The organism is Glutamicibacter protophormiae (assembly GCF_014647495.1).
In the GTDB taxonomy this organism is placed as follows: Bacteria; Actinomycetota; Actinomycetes; order Actinomycetales; family Micrococcaceae; genus Glutamicibacter; species Glutamicibacter protophormiae.
Genome location: NZ_BMPH01000019.1, coordinates 43577 through 49871, shown reverse-complemented (window position 1 = coordinate 49871; position 6295 = coordinate 43577). Strand labels below are relative to the sequence as shown.

Annotated in this window: 6 protein-coding genes; 1 reads left to right on the top strand and 5 read right to left on the bottom strand. The window is 67.8% G+C overall.

The features are described 5' to 3' along the window. Positions 1-230: 230 nt before the first annotated feature. The 3 genes from IEY43_RS16995 to IEY43_RS16985 are packed head-to-tail and all read right to left on the bottom strand — an operon-like array spanning position 231 to position 3090. Complete coding sequence (locus IEY43_RS16995) at positions 231-1871, bottom strand: ABC-F family ATP-binding cassette domain-containing protein (RefSeq protein ID WP_188950054.1); 1641 nt, start codon at positions 1869-1871, stop codon at positions 231-233. Between the two features lie 32 nt (positions 1872-1903). Continuing rightward, positions 1904-2569, bottom strand: a complete 666-nt coding sequence (locus IEY43_RS16990) for a phosphoribosyltransferase (RefSeq protein WP_188950053.1) — start codon at positions 2567-2569, stop codon at positions 1904-1906. 50 nt (positions 2570-2619) lie between these two features. Further along, entirely contained in the window at positions 2620-3090 is a 471-nt protein-coding gene (locus IEY43_RS16985) for an HD domain-containing protein (protein WP_188950051.1), read from the bottom strand. Positions 3091-3199: 109 nt separating this feature from the next. Between IEY43_RS16985 and IEY43_RS16980 the strand changes: the two genes are divergently transcribed. After that, positions 3200-3493, top strand: a complete 294-nt coding sequence (locus IEY43_RS16980; RefSeq protein ID WP_188950049.1) for an META domain-containing protein — start codon at positions 3200-3202, stop codon at positions 3491-3493. Between the two features lie 113 nt (positions 3494-3606). Here IEY43_RS16980 and hpaD read toward each other — a convergent pair whose 3' ends face one another. Continuing rightward, entirely contained in the window at positions 3607-4704 is a 1098-nt protein-coding gene (hpaD, locus tag IEY43_RS16975; protein ID WP_188950047.1) for a 3,4-dihydroxyphenylacetate 2,3-dioxygenase, read from the bottom strand. 34 nt (positions 4705-4738) lie between these two features. After that, positions 4739-6244 (bottom strand): 5-carboxymethyl-2-hydroxymuconate semialdehyde dehydrogenase, encoded by a 1506-nt coding sequence (gene hpaE, locus IEY43_RS16970; protein ID WP_188950045.1) that lies wholly within the window; start codon positions 6242-6244, stop codon positions 4739-4741. Between the last annotated feature and the right edge of the window lie 51 nt (positions 6245-6295).

Below are 6295 nucleotides of genomic sequence, written 5' to 3'. Positions count from 1 at the left end.
GCGGATCAGTCCTGCTTGGCTGACGAGTTGTTTGACGTGGAAGAAGCTTTTGGGATCACCGGGTTTCACCGTGGGTGCAGTCGATGGCAAAACTGGAGTGCTACTCAAGATGGGTCCTTGGCTTTGGCAGATGGCGACGTTTCAGTCGTAAAGAACTGAAAGTCTCGGCTCCTCTACGATTCACTCTACGGCAGATTGCTGGGAGCCGACTGGTCTATGACTCGGCCGAACTAGATCCCCGCGGCCAGCTTCCCGTCCTGCACCTGCCAGCGGGCGTCGAGCCGCACGTTCTGGAGCATGCGCCGGTCGTGGGTGACCAGCAGCAACGCCCCCTGGTAGGCCTCCAGCGCCTCCTCGAGCTGCTCGATGGCCGGCAGGTCCAGGTGGTTGGTGGGTTCGTCGAGCACCAGCAGGTTCACCCCGCGCGCCTGCAGCAGCGCCATCGAGGCGCGGGTGCGTTCGCCGGGGGAGAGCTTGCCCACCGGGGACGCGGTCTGCTCCGCCTTGAGCCCGAACTTGGCCAGCAGCGTGCGCGCCTCGGCCGCGGAGTACTCCGGCACCGCCGCCTCGAAGGCCTCGCCCAGCGGGAGGGCCGCGGGCAGCTGGCTGCGCGCCTGGTCGATTTCGCCGATCATCACCGAGGCGCCCAGGGCCGACGTTCCGGCATCCGGGGTCAGCCGGCCCAGCAGCAGGTTCAGCAGCGTGGACTTGCCGGCGCCATTCGGCCCGGTGATGCCGATCCGGTCCCCGGCGTTGACCTGCACGCTGACGGGCCCGAACGCAAAGCCGCCCAGCGCGAGCTGCGCCTGGTTCAGCGTGCACAGCACCGAGGAGCCGCGCGGGGCGTCGGCGATGGAGAACTGCAGCACCCATTCCTTGCGCGGCTCGGCCACCTCGTCCAGCCGCTTGATACGCGATTCCATCTGGCGCACCTTGGCCGCCTGCTTTTCCGAGGATTCGCTGTTGGCGCGGCGGCGGATCTTGTCGTTGTCCGGCGCCTTGCGCATGGCGTTGCGCACGCCCTGCGAGGACCATTCGCGCTGGGTGCGGGCGCGGGAGACCAAGTCCGCCTTCTTCCCGGCGAACTCGTCGTAGGCCTCGCGCGCATGGCGGCGGCTCACCGCGCGCTCCTCCAGGTAGGCGTCGTAGCCGCCCTCGTAGACGGCGACCTGCTGCTGCGCCAGGTCGAGCTCGATGATCCCGGTGGTGCAGCGGGCCAGGAACTCGCGGTCGTGCGAAACTAGCATCACCGGGGCGCGCAGCGCCATGATGAACTGCTCCAGCCGTTCGAGCCCCTCCAGGTCCAGATCGTTGGTCGGCTCGTCGAGCAGCACCACGTCGAAGCGGGAGAGCAGCAGGGCGGCCAGCGCGACGCGGGCCATCTGGCCTCCGGACAGCGCCGCGGTCCCGGTGTCCAGCGGCAGGGTGAAGCCCAGCTCGGCCAGCGTTTCGGGGATCCGGTCCTCCAGGTCCATGGCGCCGGAGGCCATCCAGGTCTCGAACGCGGCAGCGTAGGCGTCGTCCGCCCCGGGGATGGCATCGGCCATGTCCTGCGCGGCGGACTCCATGGCCTCGGTGGCCTGGGCGCAGCCGGTGCGCCGGGCCAGGTAGCCGGCGATGTCCTCGCCGGCGAAGCGCTCGTGCTCCTGGGGCAGCCAGCCGATGAACGCACCGTCCGGCGCGGTGGACACCGAGCCGCCCTGCGGTTCGTCCACCCCGGCCAGCAGCCGCAGCAGCGTGCTCTTGCCGGCGCCGTTCACCCCGACCACCCCGTACACGTCGCCCGGGGCGGCGGTGAAATCCAGGTGCGAGAAGAGGGTCCGGTGGGCGTGGCCGCCGGTGAGGTCCTTGGCGACGAGCGTTGCAGTCATGCCCTTAAGTCTAGGTGGCTTGCCGGCCCCGCCTAATTCCCGGCCGCTCGCAGCAGCCGCAGCACCTCCTCGCGTTCCACCGGTCCGAAATCCTGGTAGTAGGCGCCAACCGCCCGGAAGTCCCCTGGGACCATGTCGATGACCACCCGGTCGGCCGGATAAGCCAGGTTCTGCACCAGCTCCGAGGGCGCCACCGGGGCGGCGACGACCACCATCCCCGGCTTCAGCCGCCAGACCAGGTCCAGCGCCGCCATCATGGTTGCCCCGGTGGCGATGCCGTCGTCGCACAGGATGACGTGCCGGCCCTGGAGCGGAGGGGCGAAAGGCTTGAACTGCTCGGCCAGGGACATCAGTTCCCGGGTGGCGGCGGTTTCCAGGGTTTCAAGCGCGGACTCGCCGAAGTAGCGCAACGCCCTTCGGTGGATTTCCGGATTGAGGTAGCGACCCGAGGACGCGCCGTAGCTGGCGATCGCCCCGAAGGCGATCTCCGGGTTGCTGGGCACACCGAGCTTGCGCACCGCCAGCGCTCCGAGCGTCGCGTCCAGGCTGCGCGCCACCTCGGCGGCGATCGGGACCCCTCCGCGCAGCAGCCCCAGCACGGTGTACTCGCCCGCAGGCAGCTCGGCGGCCAGCGCCATGCCCAGCGCCGCGCCAGCGTGGCTGCGGTCCCGGTATCCTTGGTGCGACTGGTGAGCCATGCTCCCAGTCTTGCCCAATGCACCCCAATGTCAATGGGGCGCCGTCCGGGTCAGCCGGCGATCCCCAGCAGCGCGCGGGTGCGCGCATACTTCGCCGCCAGCCGTGAGCGGGTATCCGCCGGCAGCAGGCCGGTGCGTTCCGGGTCGGTGTTGTCGGCCAGATCGGCGCGCTTGACCAGCAGCGCCAGCGGGTCGGCCTTCACCGCCGCGCAGTACTCCTCCAGGGCCTGCCCCGGAACCTTGCTTAGCCGCACCACGGCGTCGCAGACCTCCTGGGGGATTCCGGCCGCGCGCAGGTCCCCGGCGGTGACGCCGCAGTCCTCGACCACGTCATGCAGCCACGCCGCCGCCACGGCGTAGTCATCCCCGCCCAGGCGCCGGGCATGTCCCGCGACCCGGGCCGGATGGCCGATGTAGGCCGCGCCGAGCTTGTCCGTCTGGCCCTGGTGAGCCTTCGTGGCGATGGTGCGGGCCAGCTCCACGAGATCTTCCCCGCCTGCGGCGGTATTCCTGTGCTCCATTGCGCTCCTCGTGATATGCCCGGTGTTCTGCTGGTTCCCACGCTAGCAAGCAGGGGCGACACAATCCCCGGCCGCCGTCATTCCGGGACGAGGCGCTACCCTCGGAAGCATGGATGAAAAAATGATCGGGCAGTGGGGCGGCGAAGAACCCGGGCAACCGTCGCTGGTGCTCTGGGCGGGTGGCCGGGTGAGCGGCTCGGATGGCTGCAACCGGCTCATGGGCTCGTGGCGCGCCGAGGGCGATGGCTACCTCTTTTCGCAGATGGCCAGCACCATGATGTATTGCCAGGGCGTGGACACCTGGCTCTCCAGGCTCGCCAGCGCGCGCGAGGCCGACGGGCAGCTCATCGTCTGCGATGCCGGGGGCCTGGAGATCGGGCGGCTGGCCGCGCACGGATCCTGAGCCGCCCGGGGCCGCGAGCCTCAAGACGCAAAAAAGAACTGCGGCCCGCACCGAAGTGCGAACCGCAGTTCTCCACGTAGTAGCCAGGGAAGGGCTACGCGATAGCGAAGGGTCTAGAGCTGGTTGCCCAGCTTGAAGCCCTTCGAAGCCTGGCCGTGGTACGAGCCGTCCTCGTCGCCCGCGCGGGTGAAGGAGAAGCCGTCGGCGCCGATGGTGACTTCCAGTTCGGAGTCGTCGGTGCGCTCGATGATCTCCTGCACGTTGCCGTCCAGGTCCAGGACCTTGGAGGCCTCGGTGTACCACGAAGGCACAACCGGGTTGCCCCACCAGTCGCGGCGCTGGTTGTCGTGGACGTTCCAGGTGATGGTCGGGTTGTCCGGGTCGCCGGTGTAGTAGTCCTGGGTGTAGATCTCGATGCGGTGGTTGTCCGGATCCAGGATGTACAGGTAGAACGCGTTGGAGACGCCGTGGCGGCCCGGGCCGCGCTCGATCCGGTCCGAGATGCGCAGGGCGCCCATCTTGTCGCAGATCTGGATGATGTTGTGCTTCTCGTGGGTGGAGAAGGCCACGTGGTGCAGGCGCGGGCCGTTGCCGCCGGTCAGGGCGGTGTCGTGCACGGTGCCCTTGCGGTGCATCCAGGCTGCGTAGGTGGTGCCCTCGTCATCCTGGATGTCCTCGGTGACGCGGAAGCCCAGGTCCTCGAGGTACTTGCGGCCGCGCGGCACGTCCGGGGTCACCTGGTTGAAGTGGTCCAGGCGGACCAGTTCGCCGGCCGAGTACAGGTCGTAGCGCATGTGCAGGCGTTCGACATGGGTGGTCTCGAAGAAGAACTCGTATGGGAAGCCCAGTGGATCCTCCACGCGCAGGGCGTCGCCGATGCCCTTGACGAAGCCGTTCTTGCGGCGCTCGGTGCGGCAGCCCAGCTCCTGGTAGTAGGCCTCGGCCTTGTCGACGTCCTCAGGGGTGCGCACGCGGAATGCCATGGCCTTCAGCGCGGCGACCGGACCCTTGGTCAGGACCAGGTTGTGGTGGATGAACTCCTCGAAGGAGCGCAGGTAGATCTGGTTCTCGTCCTCGTAGGATACGTGCAGGCCCAGGACGTCCACGTAGAAGTTGCGGGACTTGGCCAGGTCGGTGACGACCAGTTCGGCGTAGGCGCAGCGCAGGATATCCGGTGCTGGTGCGACTGGCTTGGGGATTTCGTTGCTCATTGGGTTGCTCCTTTGCAAGCGTGAAAAGTAATGGTTAGGCGCCGAACTTCGGGGTGTGGACATCGCCCAGGGTGATGTGCACTGCCTGCTGGTCGGTGTAGAAGTCGATCGAGCGGTAGCCGCCTTCGTGGCCCAGGCCCGAGGCCTTCACGCCGCCGAACGGGCTGCGCAGGTCGCGCACGTTGTGCGAGTTCAGCCAGACCATGCCGGCCTCGATGTCCTGCGCGAAGTTGTGCGCGCGCTTCAGGTCGTTGGTCCACACGTAGGCGGCCAGGCCGTAGCGGGTGTTGTTCGCCAGCGCCAGGGCTTCCTCGTCGGTGTCGAACGGGGTGATGGCGACGACCGGGCCGAAGATCTCTTCCTGGAAGATGCGGGCATCCGGGGCGACGTCGGCGAACACGGTCGGTGCGACGTAGGAGCCGTTCTCCTGGCCCTCGGGCAGGTTCTCCGGGCGTCCGCCGCCGGCGACGACGCGGCCCTCGGACTTGCCGATTTCCACGTAGCTCATGACCTTGTCGTAGTGCTCAGGGTGCACCAGCGCGCCGACCTGGGTGGTTGGATCGTGCGGATCGCCGACCTTGATGTTCTTGGCGCGGGCCGCGTAGGCCTCGACGAACTTCTCGTAGATGCCGCGCTGGACCAGGATGCGGCTGCCGGCGGTGCAGCGTTCACCGTTCAGCGAGAACACGCCGAACAGGGTGGAATCGATGGCCGCGTCGAAGTCGGCGTCGTCGAACACGATGGCCGGGGACTTGCCGCCCAGCTCCATGCTCATGCCCTTGAGGTTCTCGGCGCAGTTGCGGAAGATCAGCTGGCCGGTCGAGGACTCGCCGGTGAAGGAGATCAGCGGGACGTCCGGGTGCTTGACCAGCGCGTCGCCGGCCTCTTCGCCCATGCCGTTGACCAGGTTGAAGACGCCCTTCGGCAGGCCGGCTTCCTCGAAGATGGTGGCCCACAGCGAGGCGGACAGCGGGGTGAACTCGGCCGGCTTCAGCACGACGGTGCAGCCCGAGGCGATCGACGGAGCGAGCTTCCAGGACTCGAGCATGAACGGGGTGTTCCACGGGGTGATCAGTCCAGCGACGCCGATCGGCTTGCGGTTCACGTAGTTCAGCTGGGTGCCCGGAACCTTCAGGGCGGTGTCGTGCTGGGCGACGATCAGGTCGGCGAAGAAGCGGAAGTTCTCCGCGGCGCGCTGGGCCTGGCCCTTGGCCTGGGTGATCGGCAGGCCGGTGTCGAAGGTCTCCATCTCGGCCAGGCGGTCCTGCTGGGCGACGACGGCGTCGGCGATCTTGTACAACACGTTGGCGCGCTCGCGCGGCTTCATCTTCGGCCATGGGCCGTTCTTGAAGGCCTCGGTGGCGGCGGCCACCGCGGCGTCGATGTCGGCCTTCTGGCCGGCGGCGGCGGTGGTGTAGGCGGTGTTGGTCACCGGGTCCAGGACCTCGAAGGTTTCGCCGCCGATGGAATCGACGAATTCACCGTTGATGTAGTGCTGGATCTTGGCCGGCAGGTTTTCTGGAACGAAGTGCTTGCTCATCGGCGGGCATTTCCTTTCGTGCGGTGTGGAAAATAGTGGGGAGTAAGTTTT

What these genes read in the sequence shown, in the direction of transcription:
- IEY43_RS16995 (WP_188950054.1), bottom strand. Translation starts at nt 1,871, where the DNA reads ATGACTGCAACGCTCGTCGCCAAGGACCTCACCGGCGGCCACGCCCAC.
- IEY43_RS16990 (WP_188950053.1), bottom strand. Translation starts at nt 2,569, where the DNA reads ATGGCTCACCAGTCGCACCAAGGATACCGGGACCGCAGCCACGCTGGC.
- IEY43_RS16985 (WP_188950051.1), bottom strand. Translation starts at nt 3,090, where the DNA reads ATGGAGCACAGGAATACCGCCGCAGGCGGGGAAGATCTCGTGGAGCTG.
- IEY43_RS16980 (WP_188950049.1), top strand. Translation starts at nt 3,200, where the DNA reads ATGGATGAAAAAATGATCGGGCAGTGGGGCGGCGAAGAACCCGGGCAA.
- hpaD (WP_188950047.1), bottom strand. Translation starts at nt 4,704, where the DNA reads ATGAGCAACGAAATCCCCAAGCCAGTCGCACCAGCACCGGATATCCTG.
- hpaE (WP_188950045.1), bottom strand. Translation starts at nt 6,244, where the DNA reads ATGAGCAAGCACTTCGTTCCAGAAAACCTGCCGGCCAAGATCCAGCAC.